At 64.5% G+C, this 17,745-nt stretch carries 17 protein-coding genes, 2 pseudogenes and 1 riboswitch; of the genes and pseudogenes, 9 read left to right on the forward strand and 10 right to left on the reverse strand.

Translation table 11 applies throughout. The annotated features are described in order from the left end of the window. Positions 1 to 13: 13 nt before the first annotated feature. Complete coding sequence (locus tag WS89_RS26945; RefSeq protein ID WP_059794907.1) at positions 14 to 2,137, forward strand: TonB-dependent receptor; 2,124 nt, start codon at positions 14 to 16, stop codon at positions 2,135 to 2,137. A 75-nt stretch (positions 2,138 to 2,212) separates the two neighbouring features. Here the strand turns inward: WS89_RS26945 and WS89_RS26950 are convergent, their stop codons facing one another. Continuing rightward, positions 2,213 to 3,445: an NADH:flavin oxidoreductase/NADH oxidase family protein gene (locus tag WS89_RS26950; RefSeq protein ID WP_059794910.1), complete on the reverse strand. Its 1,233-nt coding sequence runs from the start codon at positions 3,443 to 3,445 to the stop codon at positions 2,213 to 2,215. Between the two features lie 77 nt (positions 3,446 to 3,522). On the opposite strand from WS89_RS26950, the gene WS89_RS26955 reads away from it, so the two are divergent. Further along, positions 3,523 to 3,981 carry a MerR family transcriptional regulator gene (locus WS89_RS26955; RefSeq protein WP_059794914.1) on the forward strand — a complete coding sequence of 153 codons (459 nt, stop codon included), beginning with the start codon at positions 3,523 to 3,525 and terminating at the stop codon, positions 3,979 to 3,981. Positions 3,982 to 4,158: 177 nt separating this feature from the next. Continuing rightward, on the forward strand, positions 4,159 to 4,479 hold the full coding sequence (locus WS89_RS26960) for a DUF1330 domain-containing protein (protein WP_059503937.1): 321 nt from the start codon (positions 4,159 to 4,161) through the stop codon (positions 4,477 to 4,479). Between the two features lie 19 nt (positions 4,480 to 4,498). Here the strand turns inward: WS89_RS26960 and WS89_RS26965 are convergent, their stop codons facing one another. Then, complete coding sequence (locus tag WS89_RS26965) at positions 4,499 to 5,335, reverse strand: NAD-dependent epimerase/dehydratase family protein (RefSeq protein ID WP_059503938.1); 837 nt, start codon at positions 5,333 to 5,335, stop codon at positions 4,499 to 4,501. Positions 5,336 to 5,443: 108 nt separating this feature from the next. Here WS89_RS26965 and WS89_RS26970 point away from each other — a divergent pair, with 108 nt between their 5' ends. After that, positions 5,444 to 6,508 carry a LacI family DNA-binding transcriptional regulator gene (locus WS89_RS26970; protein ID WP_082741991.1) on the forward strand — a complete coding sequence of 355 codons (1,065 nt, stop codon included), beginning with the start codon at positions 5,444 to 5,446 and terminating at the stop codon, positions 6,506 to 6,508. A gap of 78 nt (positions 6,509 to 6,586) precedes the next feature. On the opposite strand, the gene WS89_RS26975 is transcribed toward WS89_RS26970, so the two are convergent. Then, positions 6,587 to 7,879 (reverse strand): MFS transporter, encoded by a 1,293-nt coding sequence (locus WS89_RS26975; RefSeq protein ID WP_059795106.1) that lies wholly within the window; start codon positions 7,877 to 7,879, stop codon positions 6,587 to 6,589. 322 nt (positions 7,880 to 8,201) lie between these two features. On the opposite strand from WS89_RS26975, the gene WS89_RS26980 reads away from it, so the two are divergent. Both WS89_RS26980 and WS89_RS26985 read left to right on the forward strand, forming a co-directional pair. Next, a complete protein-coding gene (locus WS89_RS26980; RefSeq protein WP_059794920.1) occupies positions 8,202 to 9,674 on the forward strand; it encodes a DNA-3-methyladenine glycosylase 2 family protein in 1,473 nt (490 codons plus the stop codon). Continuing rightward, the gene (locus WS89_RS26985) at positions 9,671 to 10,204 is read left to right on the forward strand and encodes a methylated-DNA--[protein]-cysteine S-methyltransferase (protein WP_059794923.1); all 534 of its coding nucleotides are present in this window, start codon (positions 9,671 to 9,673) and stop codon (positions 10,202 to 10,204) included. The genes WS89_RS26980 and WS89_RS26985 overlap by 4 nt, the downstream gene beginning before the upstream one ends. A 13-nt stretch (positions 10,205 to 10,217) precedes the next feature. Here WS89_RS26985 and WS89_RS26990 read toward each other — a convergent pair. Continuing rightward, positions 10,218 to 11,159, reverse strand: a pseudogene (locus WS89_RS26990) (ShlB/FhaC/HecB family hemolysin secretion/activation protein); the annotation flags it as partial. 256 nt (positions 11,160 to 11,415) lie between these two features. On the opposite strand from WS89_RS26990, the pseudogene WS89_RS26995 reads away from it, so the two are divergent. Next, a pseudogene (locus tag WS89_RS26995) lies at positions 11,416 to 11,643 on the forward strand (SDR family oxidoreductase); the annotation flags it as partial. Between the two features lie 59 nt (positions 11,644 to 11,702). Here the strand turns inward: WS89_RS26995 and WS89_RS33250 are convergent. From WS89_RS33250 to WS89_RS27005, 4 genes are all read right to left on the reverse strand, one after another. Next, the gene (locus WS89_RS33250) at positions 11,703 to 12,050 is read right to left on the reverse strand and encodes an immunity 8 family protein (protein ID WP_082741985.1); all 348 of its coding nucleotides are present in this window, start codon (positions 12,048 to 12,050) and stop codon (positions 11,703 to 11,705) included. A gap of 144 nt (positions 12,051 to 12,194) precedes the next feature. Further along, positions 12,195 to 12,338: a DUF4926 domain-containing protein gene (locus WS89_RS34955; protein WP_373558400.1), complete on the reverse strand. Its 144-nt coding sequence runs from the start codon at positions 12,336 to 12,338 to the stop codon at positions 12,195 to 12,197. Positions 12,339 to 12,414: 76 nt separating this feature from the next. Further along, the gene (locus WS89_RS27000) at positions 12,415 to 12,702 is read right to left on the reverse strand and encodes a hypothetical protein (RefSeq protein ID WP_257128247.1); all 288 of its coding nucleotides are present in this window, start codon (positions 12,700 to 12,702) and stop codon (positions 12,415 to 12,417) included. Between the two features lie 472 nt (positions 12,703 to 13,174). Beyond that, positions 13,175 to 13,669 (reverse strand): Lrp/AsnC family transcriptional regulator, encoded by a 495-nt coding sequence (locus WS89_RS27005; protein ID WP_059794932.1) that lies wholly within the window; start codon positions 13,667 to 13,669, stop codon positions 13,175 to 13,177. A gap of 156 nt (positions 13,670 to 13,825) precedes the next feature. On the opposite strand from WS89_RS27005, the gene glmS reads away from it, so the two are divergent. Continuing rightward, positions 13,826 to 15,655 (forward strand): glutamine--fructose-6-phosphate transaminase (isomerizing), encoded by a 1,830-nt coding sequence (gene glmS, locus WS89_RS27010; protein WP_059794935.1) that lies wholly within the window; start codon positions 13,826 to 13,828, stop codon positions 15,653 to 15,655. A gap of 50 nt (positions 15,656 to 15,705) precedes the next feature. Here glmS and WS89_RS34010 read toward each other — a convergent pair whose 3' ends face one another. Both WS89_RS34010 and WS89_RS27020 read right to left on the reverse strand, forming a co-directional pair. Next, a complete protein-coding gene (locus tag WS89_RS34010; protein WP_156440614.1) occupies positions 15,706 to 16,035 on the reverse strand; it encodes a hypothetical protein in 330 nt (109 codons plus the stop codon). A 42-nt stretch (positions 16,036 to 16,077) separates the two neighbouring features. Next, positions 16,078 to 16,181: riboswitch (SAM-I-IV-variant riboswitch) on the reverse strand. A gap of 174 nt (positions 16,182 to 16,355) precedes the next feature. After that, positions 16,356 to 17,339 (reverse strand): sensor histidine kinase, encoded by a 984-nt coding sequence (locus WS89_RS27020; RefSeq protein WP_373558398.1) that lies wholly within the window; start codon positions 17,337 to 17,339, stop codon positions 16,356 to 16,358. Between WS89_RS27020 and WS89_RS34960 the strand changes: the two genes are divergently transcribed. Continuing rightward, positions 17,317 to 17,700, forward strand: a complete 384-nt coding sequence (locus WS89_RS34960) for a hypothetical protein (RefSeq protein ID WP_373558399.1) — start codon at positions 17,317 to 17,319, stop codon at positions 17,698 to 17,700. The genes WS89_RS27020 and WS89_RS34960 overlap by 23 nt on opposite strands. Positions 17,701 to 17,745 lie beyond the last annotated feature (45 nt).

Here is a 17,745-nt window from a genome sequence, read left to right on the forward strand (position 1 = left end):
GGAAACCGAAACGATGAAGTTCAGATCGATGCTGCCCGCTGCCGTTCTCGCGGCGCTCTCGCCGGCCGGGCACGCACAAGCACAGGAAAGCGGCGGCGACGGCACCGGCGCCACGCTCGCACCGATTCGCGTCGACGCGCAGAAGGCGCCCGCACTGACGCAACCGCTCGACACCGGCAGCCATCTCGGGCTGTCGCCGCTCGAAACGCCCGCGAGCGTCGAGCAGATCGGCCGCGCGACCCTCGACACGCGCGGCGACAGTTCGATCGTCGACGCGGTAAGCCGCGCCGCCGGCATCAGCGCGTCGCCGCATCCCGGCAACGGCGATTCGGAGCTCGCCGCGCGCGGCTTCGTCGGCGCGTCGTCGGTCACGCAGCTCTACGACGGCGTGCGCCCGTACGGCGCGATCGGCGTCACGTTCCCGTTCGACACGTGGTCGATCGACCATATCGACGTGCTGCGCGGCCCCGCTTCGGTGATCTACGGCGAAGGCGCGATCGGCGGCGTGGTCAACATCGTGCCGAAGAAGCCGACGCGCACGCCGATCCGCAACGAGTTGCAAGTCGGCGGCGGCACCGAAGGCACGGCGCGCGCCGCGTTCGGCAGCGGCGGCGCGATTGGCGAGAAGCTGTCGTACCGCTTCGACATCAGCGGCAACCGCTCGTCGAACTGGGTCGATCGCGGCGACTCGCGCAACCTGTCGGTGTCGGGCGCGCTGCGCTACGACGTGACGCCCGACCTGTACGTGACGGCGTCGTACGCGCAGGGCTTCCAGCATCCGATGCGGTATTTCGGCACGCCGCTCGTCGGCGGCGCGCGCGATCGCGCACTCGACGAGAAGAACTACAACGTCGGCGACGCCGACATCGCGTTCCGCGACAGCTGGGCCACCGTATCGGCGAACTGGCAGCCGAGCGACGGCCTGAACGTGACGAGCACGCTGTACCGGATGAAGAGCAATCGTCACTGGAAGGATGCGGAGTACTACACGTACGTGCCGTCGAGCGCGCAGGTGCGGCGTAGCAGCTACACCGAGATCTTTCACGATCAGGAACAGTACGGCAACGTGACGACGGCCACCGTCGGCAGCGCGCCGTTCGAGATGCGCAACACGTTTTCGGCGGGCTTCGAGTTCAACCACACGACGTTCCAGCACGACAACAACTCGCCGTATTCGGGCACGTCGACGGTCGATCCGTTCGACTTCGATCCGGGCGGTTTCATCAATACGGCCGGTACGTTTCCGAAGTACCGCAGCCAGTCGAACCAGTACGCGCTGTTCGCGGAGAACCGGCTCGCGATCACGCCGCGCTGGTCGGTGATCGGCGGGCTGCGCTACGACCATGCGAGCGTGAACCGCGACGATCTCGTGAACGGCGGCGCATTCACGAAGGTGTTCGCGAACACGGGCTGGCGCGTCGGCACCGTATACGACGTGCGGCCCGGCCTCGCCGTGTACGGCCAGTATTCGGTCGCGGCCGATCCGGTCAGCTCGCTGCTGTCGCTGAATGCGTCGAAGGCGAACTTCACGCTCGCGACCGGCCGGCAGATCGAGATCGGCGTGAAGCAGTCGTTCCTCGACGGCAACGCGGAATGGACGCTGGCCGCGTACCGGATCGTGAAGAGCAATCTCCTGACGGCCGACCCGGCGAACCCGAACCAGTCGATCCAGGTCGGCCGGCAGTCGTCGCGCGGGCTGGAGGCGACGGTCGGTGCGGAGATCGCGAAGGACTGGCGCGTCGATGCGAACGTGTCGATCCTGCGCGCGAAATACGACGATTTCCAGCAGTCGGCCGGCGGCGCGACCGTATCGCGCGCGGGCAACGTGCCGGTGTCGGTGCCGCAGCGTCTGGCAAACCTGTGGGTGAGCTGGCGCTTCGCGCCGGACTGGACGGGCATCGCGGGCGTCAAGTACGTGGGCAAACGGTTCGCCGATACCGCGAACCGGCTCGCGATGCCGTCGTACACGACCGTCGACCTCGGCCTCGCGTGGAAGCCGCGCAAGGACACGACGATCACCGCCCGCGCGTACAACGTGTTCAACCGTCGCTACGTGCAGTCCGCGTACTACAACGAGGCGCAGTATCTGCTCGGCAACGACCGGCGGTTCGAGGTGCTCGCGAACTACCGGTTCTGATGCGGCGCGCCGGCGCGTGCGCGGCGGCGGGTCGGTCAGCCTCCGGTATCGCCGCGGCCAACCTGGACGCATCGATCAAGTACGCGGCCCCGCCATCCACTTCCGGTAGCGTCGCGTCTGGCACTGCGCGGCCAGTTGCTGCTTCACTAGCGCGCGCAGCGGCGACACCTGCGGGTGCGTGCGACGCCCTTCGCTGAGCCGCGTGAGCTGGAACTTGACGACGGCCATGTTCGCCAGCGCGCCCAGCGCCTTGTTCTTCCACCGGATCGGCGCCAGCACCGGCGCGCTGTCCTTGCCGGCGCGCCAGTCGCGCGGCAGGTTCGGGTCGATCGACAGCGCGGTCGCGATGCCGACCATCGCCACGCCGCTGTTCACGACCTGCTCGGCCACCGCACGGCGCCGGATCCCGCCCGTAACCATCAGCGGCATGCGCGCGACGGCCGTGATGTCGCGCGCGAATTCGAGGAAATACGCTTCGCGCGCGAGCGTGCGCCCGTCGCGCGCCTCGCCCTGCATCGCCGGCACTTCATAGCTGCCGCCCGACAGTTCGACGAGATCGACGCCGAGCGGATTCAGCAATTCGACCACGCGCTTCGCGTCGTCCGCGCTGAAACCGCCGCGCTGGAAATCGGCCGAATTCAGCTTCACCGCGACGGCGAAGGCCGGCGATACCGTCGCGCGCACCGCCTTCACGATATCGAGCAGCAGGCGTGCGCGATTCTCGATGCTGCCGCCCCATCGATCCTGCCGGCGGTTCGTCAGCGGCGACAGGAACTGGCTCAGCAGATAGCCGTGCGCCGCATGCACCTGCACGCCGGTGAAACCGCTTTGCTCCGCGAGCTGCGCGGCACGCACGAAGCGCTGCTGCACGTCGGCGATATCGGCCGCCGTCATTTCCTTCGGCACCGGAAACTGCTTCGACAACGCGCCGAGCGCGAGCGGCACGGCCGACGGCGCGAGCGTCGTCTGGCCGAGCGCCGCCTGCATCTGGCGCCCGGGGTGATTGATCTGCATCCACACGTGCCCGCCGCCCGAGCGGGCGATCCGCGCCCAGCGGCGGAAACGATCGAGATGCGCGTCGCTTTCGAGCACGACGCCGTTCGGCCCCGTCATCGCGCGGCCGTCCACCATCACGTTGCCGGTCAGGATCAGGCCGGCCTGACCGTCGGCCCACGCCTGGTACAGGCGCAGCAACGCATCGGACGGCGCGTGGTCCGCATCGGCCATGTTTTCTTCCATCGCGGCCTTGGCCAGACGGTTCGGAATCACCGCCCCATTGGGCAGTGTGAGGGGCGCAAACAGATTCATGGTGGCAGATCCTCGATTGACGATGGCCCACGATAACTTTAAAGTCAACTTTAAGGTCAAGCCTTTTTGGAGCCCCCATGAAAATCGGCGAACTGGCGAAGGCGAGCGGCCTCGCGGCGTCGCGCATCCGCTTCTACGAAGCGAGCGGCCTGCTCGAACCGGCCCGCCGGCAGGCGAACGGCTATCGGGAATACGGGCCGGAAGCGTTGACGCGGCTCGCGATCATCGACCGCGCGCAACGCGCGGGCTTCGCGCTCGACGAGATCCGCGCGGTGCTGCCGCCCGATCTCGGCGCATGGCCGCGCGACGAACTGCTGGTCGCGCTGCGGCACAAGGTCGGCGAAATCGCGCTGCTCGAACGGCGGCTCGCGCAGAACCGGCAGCATCTGGAAACGCTGATCGACGCGATCGAGAACAAGCCGGCGGGCGAGGATTGCGCGGGCGCCGCGCAACGGATGCTCGACCGGCTGTGCGAGCAGGCCAGCGAGCCGCTGGAGCCGGCGCCCGTGGCGCGGCCGGCGCGCAAGCGGGCGTGATGGATTGTGCCGTGGGATTACGCTGCTTCATCCATCGATCGATGCGCGCCGCGGCCTGAAACACGATGTGGCGCGGTTGCCGCGCTTTGCTTACGTCGCAGGTAATCGACGCGCGCCGCCCGCGCCACGATCATGGCTCCAACGACTCTCGAACCGCATCCCGCCAAGGAGCCTGCCATGACCGCCTACGCCATCGCCCACCTGCACGACGTCGACATGTGCGACGACATCGTCGAATACCTCGAACGCATCGACGGCACGCTTGCGCCATACGACGGCCATTTCGTGATTCACGGCGCACGGCCCGAAGTACGCGAAGGTGTATGGCGCGGCGATCTGATCGCGATCGCGTTTCCCGACCTCGACACGGCGCGCGAATGGTACGAATCGGAGGCGTACCGGCAGATCCAGCCGCTACGCGCACGGCACGCGAGCGGCCCGCTGATCCTGATCGACGGCGTCGACGAGCGGCACAAGGCGACCGACATTCTGCGTTGATGCCTGACGCAGGCGACGCTTACGACGCCTTCCGCTCCATCGGCTCGCCCACGACGAAGCCGCCGCCCTGGAACCGCTGCGCGGGATCGTCGTACTCGGCGGTCGGCGCCGTCACCGGAAACAGCCCGGCGAACTGCTCGGAGCTGTCGCGCGGGCGGAAGCCGAGGAAGCCGGCCTTCGTGTTGTCCCACCACTTCACCGGGTTGTCCGACGCGCCGTACACGATCGCGTGCCCGACGCGATTCGTCAGCAGCGAGCAGCGCACGAGCTCGATGAAATCGCGATAGCTGAGGAACGTGACGAGCATGCGCGGGTTCTTCGGCACCTCGAACGACGAGCCGATCCGCAGGCAGACGGTTTCGATCCCGAAGCGATCGAAGTAGTAGCGCGACAGCGATTCGCCGAAGCACTTCGTCACCCCGTACAGGCTGTCGGGGCGCAGCGGCGAATCGGCATCGAGCACTTCGGTGACCGGATGAAAACCGATCGCATGATTCGAGCTCGCGAACACGACGCGCTTCACGCCGTGCTTGCGCGCGGCTTCGTACAGGTTGTACGTGCCGGTGATGTTCGCGCCGACCAGATCGTCGAACGGCGCATCGACCGAAATGCCGCCGAGGTGAACGATCGCGTCCACGCCGTCGACGAGTTGCATCACGGCCGGCCGGTCGGCCAGGTCGACCACGCGGATTTCTTCATGCGCGGCCGCGTCGCCCAGCGCCGCGATATCGCTGACACGCACGACGTCGGCCCAGTCGGCGAGCGCGCCGCGCAACTGGCGGCCGAGGTTGCCGGCCGCGCCCGTCAGCAGCAGGCGGCCGAACGGTTTGCGCGCGGCGGTGGATGAGGCGTTCATCGAATCTCCTTGAATCGATCTCAATCGGAAAACGTTTTCCAACTATACGCGGCCGAGGCGCCGAACGTCAATGGCCGAACCGCTCGCAGCCATCCGCACTTTCCCGATATCGACCGCTGGCCGTGCGCCGGATTTTTCTGCCACAATCCGGCGTTATCGAACGAAAACGTTACCCTGCGGATGAAAAAAGTTTCCCCGACGATCCGCGACGTGGCCGCGGAAGCCGGCGTGTCGGTCGCGACGGTATCGAAGTACGTGAACGGCACGCAGCGCTTCTCGCCGACCGTCGAGGCACGGCTGAAGGAGGCCATCGAGCGGCTCGGCTACCGTTCGAACCCGCTCGCGCGCTCGATGATCACCGGCCGCACGCGCACCATCGGCCTCGTGATCCTCGACATCAGCAACCCGCATTTCACGAACGTGGTGAAAGGCGCGAACCGCGTCGCGCTGCAGCACGACTACACGCTGCTGCTCGTCGATACCGAGGAGAGCCAGGCGCGCGAACGTTCGCTGATCGAGGCGCTCGCCCAGCGCGTCGACGGGCTGATCGTCAGCACGCGGATGCCCGACGAGGAAGCCGGCTGGATGCTCGACCTCAACAAGCCGCTCGTGCTGCTGCGTCGCAGCCCCGGCCTGCCGATTCCGAGCGTCGGCATCGACAACCGGCTGTCGACCTACATGCTCGCGCGCCACCTGCTCAACCTCGGCCATACGCGCATCGCGTATCTCGGCTTCGGCACCGCGCGCGTGAACGACGAACGGATCCAGGGCGCGCGCGACTGCCTCGCCGAAGCGGGGCTCACGCTCGACGTGCACGACGCGCACGCGCCGACCGCCGAGGCCGGCGAGCGCGCATGCTCGCGTGTGATGCTCGGGCCGCAGCGCCCGCAGGCCGTGATCTGCTACAACGACCTGATCGCGCTCGGCTTCATGAAGGAGGCCGCGTCGCTCGGCTTCCGGCTGCCGCAGGACGTGTCCGTCGCCGGCATCGACAACGTGCCGTACGGCGAATACGCGGCGCCCGCGCTGACGACCGTCGACATCCAGAGCGAGAACATGGGCGAGCTCGCGATGCAGAAGCTGATCGACGCGCTCGCCGGGCGCACCGACGCGAGCTATTCGACGTTCGAGCCGCGGCTGATCATGCGCGCGTCGACGGCCGCGGCCGGCTGACGCGGTCGCGCCCCGTCACCGCCCCGAACGCAAAAAACGCGCCGTCCGAGGCGGCGCGTTCGTTTGCAACGACGCGATTCATGCGTCGAGTTTCGCGGGCTTCATCTTCGGCACGAGCACGTGCATCACGGCCAGCGCGATCAGGTAGGCCGACGCGCCGATCGCGAACAGCACCCAATAGTGGCCGGTGCGCTGCAGCACCTGGCCGATCACTTCCGAGAACAGCACGCCGCCGATCGAGCCGGCCATCCCGCCGATGCCGACCACCGACGCGACCGCGCGGCGCGGAAACAGGTCGGACGCGGTCGTGAACAGGTTCGCCGACCAGCCCTGGTGCGCGGCGGCGGCGAGGCCGACGATCAGTACTGCGATCCACAGGCTCTGCACCTGCGACACGAACGCGATCGGCAGCACGCAGCAGGCGCAGATCAGCATCGCCGTCTTGCGCGCACGGTTCACGCTCCAGCCCGCGCGCAGCAGCATCGACGACAGCCAGCCGCCGCCGATGCTGCCGACCGTCGTCAGCGCATAGATGCAGACGAGCGGCAAACCGATGTGCTGCATGTCCATCCCGCGCGACTCGTTGAGCCACTTCGGCAGCCAGAACAGGTAGAACCACCACACCGGGTCGGTCAGGAACTTGCCGACCAGGAATGCCCACGTCTCGCGCTTGCGGATGAGTTCGCCCCAGCGCGGCGCGCCGGCGTTCGCATTCGCCGCGTCGAGCGCTTCGGCTTCGTCGCGCGGCTCGTCGTACTCCGCCGCGAGTGCGCGCGTGTCGGCCGTGCGATACATCACCAGCCACACCGCGAGCCACACGATGCCGATCGCGCCGATGATCACGAATGCCGCGCGCCAGCCATAGGCCACGGCGATCGCCGGAATGATCGCCGGCGCGAACACCGCGCCGATGTTCGCGCCCGAGTTGAAGATACCGGTGGCGAGCGCGCGTTCGCGGCGCGGGAACCATTCGGCCGTCGTCTTGATCGCGGCCGGGAAGTTGCCGCCCTCGCCGATGCCGAGCAGCGCGCGCACGAACGCGAACCCCGTCACCGAGCCGACCGCCGCGTGCAGCATCGCGGCGATGCTCCACACCAGCATCGCCATCGCGTACGACACGCGCGTGCCGAGCCAGTCGACGATGCGCCCGAAACCGAGCAGGCCCAGCGCATAGAACGCCGAAAACGCCATCACGATGCGGCCGTACTGCACCTGGCTCCAGCCGATGTCGTGCTGGAGCATCGGCGCGAGCAGGCCGAGGATCTGCCGATCCATGTAGTTGATGACGGTCGCGAAAAACAGCAGTGCACAGACGGTCCAGCGGTAGCGGCTGGCGGCCGCGCGCACGGCGCCGACGACGGCAGTGGGCATGAATGTCTTCGATGCGCGGTCGCGCCCGTCGCGCCGCACGAAGTTCGTTGACCGGCGACCGGCGCCGGGGCGAACGGCGGCGCGCGGCTGCGCACGGCACGTTTCGCCAATCCGTCTGGAAAACGTTTTTCAAAGAATAAGTGTGTGCCGGGGCCGTGTCAGTCGGGGATTTCGATGAGTCGTCTCAAATTGGCCGCGGCAAAAGAGACGACTGTTCCGCAGATTGGCATTAACCGTTTTTCCCCTGATTTTCCCGCTGGGGCGCAGCGGGCGCGCGGCGGCTGAGACACATGTCCGATTCCAGCCAGAATCGGCGGCGGGGATGGTTTACAGTCGTCCCATGCGCCTCGATCCCGACACCTGCTACGACGCCCTGCTTTCGCGCAACCGCCGCTTCGACGGCTGGTTCTTCGTCGGCGTGGCGACGACCGGTGTGTACTGCCGCCCCGTCTGCCCGGTGAAGCCGCCGAAGGCGCGGAACTGCAGCTACTACCCGAGCGCCGCGGCCGCCGAGAAAGCCGGCTTCCGGCCCTGCATGCGCTGCCGCCCCGAGCTCGCGCCCGGCCACGGGCTGCTCGACCTGTCCGGCAATCTCGCCGACGCGGCCGCGACGCTGATCCACGACGGTTTCCTGAACGCGCATTCCGTCGATGCGCTCGCACGGCGCGTCGGCGTGACCGAACGCCATCTGCGTCGCATCTTCGGTGTGCAGTTCGGCGTGTCGCCGGTCGAGTTCGCGCAGACGCAGCGGCTGCTGATGGCCAAGCGGCTGCTGACCGATACCGCGCTGCCGGTGGCCGTCGTCGCGTCGACGGCCGGGTTCGGCAGCGTGCGGCGCTTCAACGACCTGTTCCGCCAGCGCTACGGCCTCAATCCGCTGCGACTGCGTAAAGGGGCCGGTGCATCGGCCGACGGCGACATGACCTTCCCGCTGCCGTACCGGCCGCCGTTCGCATGGGCCGACCTGATGCGTTTTCTCGCGCAGCGGCAGATCGATGGCGTCGAACGGATCGACGCGCAGCGTTATGCCCGCGTCGTCGACCTGCCGGCCCGGAACGGCGGCCGCCGCGTGGCCGGCTGGCTGTCCGTCGCGCACGTGCCGCAGCGCTTCGCGCTGGCCGTCACCGTGTCGCCCGCGCTCACGCCGGTCGTGCCGGCCGTGCTCGCACGCGTGCGCCGGCTGTTCGATCTCGACAGCCGCCCCGACGTGATCGATGCGCATCTCGGCGATCTCGCGAGCGGGGCGCCGGGTCTGCGCGCGCCCGGCGCGTTCGACGGCCTCGAGATTGCGATTCGCGCCCTCGCGGGCGAACAGCTTGCGGCCGCGCAAGCGGATACGCCGTCGCTCGCACGGATCGCGGCACGCTTCGGTCACCCGGTCGACGGCGCACCGCAGGGCCTCACGCATGCACTGCCCTGCGCCGCGACGCTGGCCATGCTGCCGCCTTCGGCCCTCGAGACGATCGGCATCGAGCGCGACACCGCACGCGCGATCGTGTCGCTCGCCCGCGCCGTCGACGACGGCACGCTCGCGCTCGAACCGATGGCGCCGCTCGATGCGACGCTCGCCGCGCTGCGCGCGCTGCCCGGCTTCGACGAACGCGCGGTGCAGTACGTCGCGATGCGCGCGATGGCATGGCCGAACGCATTCCCCGCCGACGACGCATGGCTGCCCGCCCGCACCGAACCCGCGCGCGGGCCGTCCTCCGCGCCGCACGCGGCGGCGCGCTGGGCGCCGTGGCGCGCGTATGCCGCATTGCATGCATGGCGCCTTCATGGAGAGATGTCGCGATGACTCCCGCTCACCTGATTCCGAGCCCGCTGGGCGACATCGCCGTGCGCATCGAGGACGACGTGCTGACCGGCCTGTACTTCGTCGGTCAGAAATACTTCCCGTCGCTGGCGATCGTGCGCGAAGCGGACGCACTCTCCACGTCGCCGGTCGCACGCCGGGTCGCGGAAGAAATCGCCGAGTACTTCACCGGCGCACGCGATACGTTCTCGGTGCCGATCCACCTGCGCGGCACTGCGTTTCAGCGACGGGTATGGCAGGAACTGCTGGCGATCCCGTTCGGCGAACTCGTGTCGTACGGCGACATCACCGAGCGCATCGGGCTGCCGATGAGCGGCGCGCGCGCCGTGGGCGGCGCGGTCGGCCGCAATCCGGTGTCGATCATCGTGCCGTGCCATCGCGTGGTCGGCGCATCGGGCAGCCTGACCGGTTATGCGGGCGGCATCGACCGCAAGCGTGCGCTACTGTCGCTCGAAGGCGCGGGGTTTCGGCGCGGGGCGCGGCATCCAGCGCAGCAGGCGTTGGCGTTCTGAGGCGCCGGCGATTTCAGAATTGCGCGGTGAGCTGGAAACCCACGGTCACACGCGCGGTCGGAAATCCGGACGGCTTGTAGACGGGTGTACCCGCGAACAGGTCGTATCCGTAAGCGCCGTAGCGGGTTGCTACGCTGCCCTTGACGCCGATCACCGCACCGGCGAGTTGCGTGCCGACGAGCGCGACCGGCTGCGGGCCCCATACGCGGCCGTAATCCAGCCCGGCGTAAACGGCTTGGCCTGTCTGCCCGATCGGCATTTGTAGTTCATTGCGCCAGTAAAGGCCGCGCGCTGCGGCCAGCATTGTTTCGCCGTCGAAGCCTCGCACCGTATAGCGGCTGCCGATCGTCAGATCATCGATGTAGTAGAGCGTGTTGCCCGTGTACTGGCCATGGAGCGTCGTGACGTAGCGGAACGGCTGCTGCGCGATCGCGAACGGCACCGACAGGTTCGCGTCGAGCACTGCCATTTTGAGGCGATAGGTCTGGTCTCCATTCAGCTCGGGGATATCGTCCTGCGCGCCGAGCCCGCCGACGCCTTGACGGTACGCGAGCGTGCCGTCGAATTGAGCACCGCCGAAATAGTGTCGATCGGTCAGACCGAGTTCGATGAACGTGTTGTTGCGGCGTTGTTGCGGAATTTCCGTATCTTCGATGAAGCTCTGGCCGAAGCGGCGCGACAGGCGCACATAGCCGCCGAACACGTCGTTCTGGCTGCGCGCGAGCACACGGGCGAGTTTGAAATCGACTGTCTTCGAATTACCGCTCGCGACGAAGGTTTGATTAACGCCTGCGATCTGCTGGTAGTAGGTGTTCGTGTACGCGGAAAGCGTCGCCGTCCAATAGCCCCATGGGATTGAATAGAAACCGTTCCAGCCATGCGAACCGAGACGCTTGTCCCCGAGTTCGAGGTCTTGACTCACGCCGACGTTGAAAATGTCGTTCCTGCTGCGCGGCTGCGCGCGCTGCCTGTTCAGCGGGATTTTGTTGCGCTTGCGCAGCGAGTGGAACCACGACCGCCAACGCGACAATTTTTGGTTTGAGCTTCATTGTTTTTGCAGGCGAGACGGTCGCACGTACGGGCGCGGAATGTAGGGCGCAGCATATCGGCCAGGCGACTAAATATCAACGCATCATCCACTCTCTTACTCAATTCAATTGCGACGTATGCGACAGTCGGCTTCGCCTGACAATTTTTAACTTGACGCGTCGCTCGCCAAAGAACTTGGCCCGCGCAAAATCCGCGTGAATCCGATCACGGAAGGCTCGCGAGCGCGCGGCGTCATCGGCAGCGATTTCGCAGGCGCGATGGTCGCGCAAACGCCGCTCGGTCGCATCGGTCAGCCGGACGACATTGCGGACATGGTGACGTTCCTCGCGTCCGATGACGCACGTTGGGTGACGGGCGAAACGATCATCGCGAGCGGCGGGATGCGTTAAGCAATCGATTTGCCTAACATGAAAGTACAAAACACAGTCTTGAGCCGGGTCTTCATTCGTCATCGCTTGTAGTCTTCGAACTCCCACGCAAACATTCGCCCGAGCCTTTCGCCAATAGCGTTCCATTTATCGCCTTGACAGGTGGCAACGTAATCGCCGATGAATTTCTCAATCACCGATAAGTTGTATTCTCGAACGATAAGCATATGTCGACCCCATGTTGGTTGCCAGATGTTTTTGGCAAGCCATTCGGGAGTGCAGATGTTGAGATAAAAATCATCTGCCCCTACCGTATCAGTTCGACCGATGCAAATGCGAACAAGCAAATCAAAACAATGCGGATCATCCGGCACAAACGTTTTCAAATCGAAGAAGCCATTCGAAATGTCTTTCACTATTGCTTGCATCAGTCAACCCTCCAATCCTACGGACACACGAACGTCGCATTGCCAATTTTAATTGATCCGGGCGCGTTCGATGCAAATAGTTGCGTCGCTTCTGCCTGGTCGAATGATACTGAGGCGCTTGCACATGCAAGCGCCTCAGAACAATCATTCTTCACCCGACGCCAACCTGTCCGCAGTGATGACTGTTAACGCTTTAGTGGTTCCATCCGGCCTTGAAAATTCGACTTCGCAATTACCGTTGCCATAATCTTCAATGATGTAGCCCCGGGATGATCGATTCCTCGATATTCACCGGACCAATGTAACGAACGCGATTATAGATCGAAAGCTTCATTGACGACTCCGTGCAAAACCAGAAAATGGCCTATGCACACTGCGCCAACTCAGTCTTTGCCGTCGCCAATATTTTGAGAAATTCATCGAGATTGAATTTCATTTTTACGCTGTCCGGCAGCATGTATAGATCAACCAAGAATTCGATCTTCATTTTATCGTTCCCAGCTTCTTTATCGATGACGCACAACCTCTGCCCTTCGAAGCTGACTTCGGCCATAAGGTGTTCGTGTTCCATGTCATTAACGAAATCAATACTAAATGCTGTCATCTTGCCCACCTTATTTCCTCGGGTCCAACAACCCAGAGAATGATCCATCTGCATTAAACCGTATTCCTTGCCCATTCGGAAGGTAGCAGGAACCCGACAAACCACAGTGTCAGGAATAATCAAATAGATCGTCGACTTCGCGCAGTGTGTCTCAAAATAGAGCACCCTATTTTAAAGACAAGACAATTAACAATTTTCAGTATTTGAGTAACGTTGATTTGCGATTTTTGGTTCAGCGTGCGTCGAGCAATGGCCGTTGATGCGGACATCAATCAAAGGAGCGACCATGATTCCGATAAAAACTCAACGCACGACTCCATCACGGGTCCGAAATCGTGAGAGTTGAATGCGTAAAGTCCGTCAATGTATCCAGAACGAGAAACGTGAAAAAACGTTACATGATCATGATCGACATCGAGTGCGCCGACCGTGGAGGTTCTGCAGACAGGCGATCTACGTTCGGCTCGATGTCGATTTGCGACACTTTCCGTCACAATGCCGGCCCGTCCCCCGCTACCCTCTAGCCGCCGCGCTTGCGCATCGCATGCGCGACCCGCGCGTTCGCTTCGAATTTCGCGCGATGCGTCGAGAAAAACGTCCGCACGTTGCGTACATTCGACGCGCCGGTGAACAGCCGCCGCGCGAATTCGTCGTATTCGGCGACATCGCCCAGATCGGCGATCACGACGAAATCGGGCCCCGGAGACACCCGATAGCACTGCGTGACGGCCGGCTCCGCGCACACGTACGCTTCGAACGCGTCGTAGTCCTCGGCCGTCTGCCGGTCGAGGCTGATCTCGATCAGCGCGGTGACGGCCGTGCCGATCGCGACCGGGTCGAGCACCGCGACCTGCCGACGGATCACGCCGGCCTCCGTCAGCCGGCGCACGCGACGCATGCAGGTGGGCGGCGACGACAGCGCGCGCTCGGCGAGTTGAAGGTTCGAGACCGACGCGTCGTCCTGCAGGATCGCGAGGATGCGCAGGTCGAGGTCGTCGAGCGTGATGCCGGCCATCGGCCACTCCTTCCGGTCAATGAGCGAAATTTAATTTCAGCATGATAGCCGATCCTCCATTCATTTCACTTGTTGCCGTTTTTTGAAATTAAATTCCATTTTACTGGTTCTACCATCGCTCTCACTGATCCAGACGGGACATTTACGGAGCGCGATATGTGTGGAATTGTCGGGGCGGTTGCCCAGCGGGACATCCTGCCGAACCTGGTCGACGGCTTGAAGCGGCTCGAATACCGCGGCTACGATTCGTGCGGCGTCGTGGTCTACCGCGACCGCGCGCTGGCGCGCGCCCGCAGCGTCGATCGTGTCGCGAACCTGCAGCGCGAGATCGCCACGCAGGGGTTGTCCGGTTACACGGGCATCGCGCATACGCGCTGGGCCACGCATGGCGCGCCCGTCACGCTCAATGCGCATCCGCACTTCTCGCCGAGCGACGCCAACGCGCGCATCGCGCTGTCGCACAACGGGATCATCGAAAACTGCGACCAGTTGCGTGCGGAACTGCAGGCGCACGGCTATGTGTTCGCGAGCCAGACCGACAGCGAGGCGATCGCGCACCTGATCGATCACCTGTACGACGGCGACCTGTTCGAGGCGGTCCGGCGTGCGGTCGCGCGACTGCGCGGCAGCTATGCGATCGCGGTGATGTGCCGCGACGAGCCGCACCGGATCGTCGGCGCGCGCGACGGGATGCCGCTCGTGGTCGGGGTCGGCGAAGGCGAGAATTTTCTGGCGTCCGATGCGATTGCGCTGTCCGGCATCACCGATCGCATTGCGTACCTGGAAAACGGCGACGTCGCCGATATTCAACTGCATCGCTACTGGATCGTCGACGCGGCCGGCCAGCGCGTCGAGCGCACGGTGCAACGCGTCGCCGCGCATAGCGGCGCGGCCGATCTCGGATCGTATCGCTACTACATGCAGAAGGAGATCTTCGAGCAGCCGCAGGCCGTGGCCGATACGCTGCTCGACGTTTCGTCGATCATGCCGGAGCTGTTCGGCGACGGCGCGTGGCGCGTGTTCAACGACGTCGATTCGGTGCTGCTGCTCGCGTGCGGCGGCAGCTATCACGCGGCGCTGACGGCGAAGTACTGGATCGAGAGCATCGCGAAGCTGCCGGCGAGTGTGGAAATCGCAAGCGAGTTTCGTTATCGCGACGGTGTGCCGAATCCGCGCACGTTGGTGGTTGCGGTGTCGCAGAGCGGTGAAACCGCTGACGTGCTCGGCGCGGTGCATGTCGCGAAACGCAGCGGGATGACGCACACGCTCGCGATCTGCAACGTCGCGACGAGCGCGCTGATGCGCGAATGCGCGCTGCAATTCGTGACGCGTGCGGGGATCGAGATCGGCGTGGCTTCGACGAAGGCGTTTACGACTCAGCTCGTTGCGCTGTTCCTGCTGACGTTGTCACTGGCGCAGGTGCGCGGGCGATTGAGCGACGATGAAGAAAAGGAGCATCTGCGCGCGCTGCGGCATCTGCCCGATGCGATGTCGAAGGTGCTCGCGCTGGAACCGCAGATCATGGCGTGGTCGGAGTTGCTCGCGCGACGCGACAACATGCTGTTTCTCGGGCGCGGGATGCATTATCCGATCGCGCTCGAAGGGGCGCTGAAGATGAAGGAGATTTCGTATATTCATGCGGAGGCTTATCCGGCGGGGGAGCTGAAGCATGGGCCGCTGGCGCTCGTCAGCAATGAAATGCCGGTGATCGCGGTTGCGCCGAACGACATGCTGCTCGAGAAGCTCAGGTCGAACATGCATGAGGTCAGTGCGCGGAATGGGCGGCTGTTCGTGTTCGCGGATGTGGACTGCGGGATCGTGCCGAGCGAAGGGATCGAGGTGATTCGGCTCAACGAGTATTACGGGCCGTTGTCGCCGATCTTGCATACGGTGCCGATGCAACTGCTCGCGTATCACGCGGCGCTGGCGCGGGGGACGGATATCGATAAGCCGAGGAATCTGGCGAAGTCGGTGACGGTGGAGTAAGGGGGCGTTTCCCCCTTGTCAGCCAATACAGCGATGCCGCGCACACATCTCTAACGAGCCGACCCCGCCCGAACGAAATGATGTTCCACCTTGGCCCGAAGCACCCCCTCCAGCGCGGCAAGCCGCTCACGCAGCCGCACCGCTTGCCCTTCCGTCATTTCGCCGAGCACGATCTTTTGTTCGAGCACATCGCCACAGCGGGTGATGGCCCACCGATCGACCGTAGCGGTTTCGCCTTCAAGTACGGCCTCCGCGGTCGAAACGATGCCCGGAATCCGTCTCGACACGAGATGAACCGTATGCGTCAACGTGAAACCGGGAAGGAAGTGCGACCAGTCTTCACAGACGGTCGGGCGGGAAGCGGAGGAAACTTGGCTCATGGTTGCTCCGGATGAATGGTGATCGAACCGGTGCCAGCCATGCTGCTCCCGCTTCGTTGCCGTCAATCGGCCGCATCGCCTCGAGGGCGTCCACCTTGCCCGGGAGGGCAGGTTGGCGTCGGATAACCCGACTCTGGATGCTTGAATTCTCACGTTCGTCATTCCGAACGTGGGTTCATTATATCGAAAAATCGACGTCGGACAAGGGGGCGGTGATAAGCAACACGTCAGCATGACAGGCGCACTCCTCCGCACCCGTCACCAAGGTAACCCACGGACCCGCGCGGCTTGCATGAGGGGTCGAAATCCCTTCATGCCAACTAAAACCAGACACTGAACCGCGTCCCCGTTGCGAGTACATCGACCGTCAACTTCCATCGATGGGCCTCGGCGATCTCCTTGCAGATCGCCAGCCCGAGCCCAGCGCCGTCATACCGCGAATCCGGCGCCCGCCAGTATCGGTCGAAAAGCAGCGGAAGATGCTCCCGCCGAATGCCCGGCCCTTCATCGTCGACATGAATCGCCGTCTCGAGAACGGTCAGCACGACGACGCCATCCAACGGCGACGCATTGATCGCATTCTCGACAAGGTTCTTGAGCAGGATGAAAAGCGCTCCGCCGTCCGCCCGTATGCGTGACGCGGAATCGCGCGCTTCGATATGGAGCTTCACCTGCTTCGCATCGGCCTTGCCGGCCAGCAAGCTCACGACGTCGCGCGCGACCTCGTCGCCGTTCACGTCGTCGAAGCTGAAGTTCTGCGCTTCGCTGACTTCGGCCAGATGCAGCAGTTGCTTGACCTGCCGGGCCATCAAGTCGATCTCGCGAAGCAGCAGCGCTTTCTGGCTGATGTCGGGCTGCAGCTCGATCTGCCCTCTGACCAGCGTGAGCGGCGTCTGCAACTCGTGCGCGGCGTCGGCCAGAAACTGCTGCTGAACGGCGAAGCCATTCTCGAGCCGGCTCAGCGCGTCGTTGAACGCATCGATCAGCGGCTTGATCTCGCTGGGAATACCGGCCGAAGACAGCCGTGTTTTCAGATTGCGCGGCTCGATTTCCCGCGCGGCACGCGATACTTCCCGCAACGGCTTCAGCACGTGACTGATCGTCAACGGCAGCGTCAGTCCGAAAATGACGGTCGCGATGGCGAGCACATACGCGACGGTCTTCGGTATCGGATCGATCCTCGTCATGACGAGCGCATCGACGAGTTGCCTGCTTTGCGCCATCTGCACGTAATGGACGACGCTACCGTTCGATGCGCGCTGCGTCGCGACCGCGTACGCCTTGCCGTCGATCGTGACGGGCAATACCTTGCCGGCCGCCGTCGCGAGATCCTCCGTCAGCCACGGCCGATCGCCGTTCGACGGCGTCGACGCCAGCAACACCTTCCCCGTCGCATCGAGCACGCGGTACATCGCGTCGGTTGGCAAGAGCCGGAACATCGCCGCCGGATGCTCGCCCAATCGCACCGATACCGGCCGCCCGGCCGCGTCGAAGCGCATTCCGGCCTCGATATGGCGGATGCTCTCCATCTGCTGGCGCCGCCCGAGAAATTCCGGATATCGAGCGAGAAAATACATGGAAAGCGCGGACAGCAGCGCCAGGCTGACGGCGAACGCGACGACGTTGGTCACCCATAGACGCGTCGACAGGCGCAAGATCCAATGACGGAACATCGCGGTTTTCCTGCGGGGGGCGGCAATCTGGGACACG

This window comes from Burkholderia sp. MSMB1072, assembly GCF_001524725.1.
Lineage (GTDB): Bacteria > Pseudomonadota > Gammaproteobacteria > Burkholderiales > Burkholderiaceae > Burkholderia.

Coding starts and splice junctions, on each gene's coding strand:
- WS89_RS26945 (WP_059794907.1), top strand. CDS start 14: ATGAAGTTCAGATCGATGCTGCCCGCTGCCGTTCTCGCGGCGCTCTCG.
- WS89_RS26975 (WP_059795106.1), bottom strand. CDS start 7,879: ATGCCCACTGCCGTCGTCGGCGCCGTGCGCGCGGCCGCCAGCCGCTAC.
- WS89_RS26960 (WP_059503937.1), top strand. CDS start 4,159: ATGACCGCCTACGCCATCGCCCACCTGCACGACGTCGACATGTGCGAC.
- WS89_RS26985 (WP_059794923.1), top strand. CDS start 9,671: ATGACTCCCGCTCACCTGATTCCGAGCCCGCTGGGCGACATCGCCGTG.
- WS89_RS27005 (WP_059794932.1), bottom strand. CDS start 13,669: ATGGCCGGCATCACGCTCGACGACCTCGACCTGCGCATCCTCGCGATC.
- WS89_RS26955 (WP_059794914.1), top strand. CDS start 3,523: ATGAAAATCGGCGAACTGGCGAAGGCGAGCGGCCTCGCGGCGTCGCGC.
- WS89_RS27000 (WP_257128247.1), bottom strand. CDS start 12,702: ATGGATCATTCTCTGGGTTGTTGGACCCGAGGAAATAAGGTGGGCAAG.
- WS89_RS33250 (WP_082741985.1), bottom strand. CDS start 12,050: ATGCAAGCAATAGTGAAAGACATTTCGAATGGCTTCTTCGATTTGAAA.
- WS89_RS26965 (WP_059503938.1), bottom strand. CDS start 5,335: ATGAACGCCTCATCCACCGCCGCGCGCAAACCGTTCGGCCGCCTGCTG.
- WS89_RS26980 (WP_059794920.1), top strand. CDS start 8,202: ATGGTTTACAGTCGTCCCATGCGCCTCGATCCCGACACCTGCTACGAC.
- WS89_RS34010 (WP_156440614.1), bottom strand. CDS start 16,035: ATGAGCCAAGTTTCCTCCGCTTCCCGCCCGACCGTCTGTGAAGACTGG.
- glmS (WP_059794935.1), top strand. CDS start 13,826: ATGTGTGGAATTGTCGGGGCGGTTGCCCAGCGGGACATCCTGCCGAAC.
- WS89_RS26950 (WP_059794910.1), bottom strand. CDS start 3,445: ATGAATCTGTTTGCGCCCCTCACACTGCCCAATGGGGCGGTGATTCCG.